Raw genomic sequence first — 1,266 nt, forward strand, 5'->3', positions numbered from 1 at the left:
TGGATATCTTGAGCTGGGTTCAAAGCAACAGAACCTAGATCAAGAACTGCGTCTTTAACAGCGTAGATGTCACGCATTGAGTGAGCGAAACCGAATGCATTCAATCCGTCTAGACCAGAAGTGTCACCACGATGGTTGTGGATTTTCAGATCGTTGATCTGAACACCAGCGATATCGATGTAAACATCTAAATCAGTGATGTTGAAGTAGCTATCCATGTGGATTTTTGAGTTCGCATCACCGTAACCAGTAGAACCAGTCACAGCATCAGAAGCTTCAGCAGCAGAGATACGACCATTACCATCAGTGTCAGTAGCGCCGAAACCATTACCATTGTTTTCGATATGGATATCTTTGTGACCCAAGTAACCAGCAATGCTTAAGTCACTGATCAAAGTAGTAGTTTGTGCTGTAGGATGTGTAAGGATGTTTGTAGCTGAATCATATGTGCCTTCACCAGCGCCATAAGAAGAATCAGCAATACCGATAGCATCGATTGTATACTTGAAATCAACTGCAGTGATAGCACCGTCGATAACTTCTTGAGTTGAGAAACCAGCAAGTGCAGTAGCGCCGCCAGCGATAAGAGCATCAGCATCGATAAGCGCAGCTAGTGGGTCAGTTGCGATTTCGTGAATCAACAAGTCACCGTCTTCGATACCAACACGACCCTTAACGAATGTTCCGCCAAGTGCACCAGCAACTGCTTGAACAACAGATACACCAGGAGCAGCCTGTACATTGTTAGATTCTAGCTGCTTCAAAGATGCGCCACCAGCGTTAGCTTCGATACCGCCAGCCAAACCAGCTAGACGGCCATCATCTACAGCACCGTATGCTAGAGCCAATGCTGCTAGACCTTCTGCGCCGTAAAAATCAGACAAACCACGATCTAAGATGTTTTCGCCAGTAGCAGCAGAACCAGCAATATCGATGTTCATACGGATATTGTCAAGCATGTCAGTGTCGTTTGCTAGGTTAGCGTCACCAGTGTTTGCGTTACCGCCAATAGTGATACCGTTGATGAATAGGCTACCAGCATCTTTATACATGAACTGACCGATAGATACTTTAGTTTCTAAATCGATAGTTAAACCAGCTTGACCAGTTAATTCACCCATTGTTGAATCATCAAGAGCTTTTAATTCTGCTTGTGCGCCCGCTGCTACTGCTGCGATTGCGGATGCTAATGCTATTTTCTTCAGGCCTTTCATATTAGTTACCTAAGTTTTGGGTTCGCATACTTTAGGTTCTGCCCAACTGAAA

The 1,266-nt window shown here is 44.8% G+C and carries 1 protein-coding gene; it reads right to left on the bottom strand.

The genetic code is table 11. From position 1 onward, the window contains the following. On the bottom strand, nt 1–1,214 hold a 1,214-nt coding region (locus tag A3729_RS09645; RefSeq protein ID WP_231877397.1), incomplete at its 3' end, for a DUF6160 family protein. Nucleotides 1,215–1,266: the final 52 nt, after the last annotated feature.

The sequence above is a fragment of the Oleiphilus sp. HI0043 genome (genome assembly GCF_001634935.1).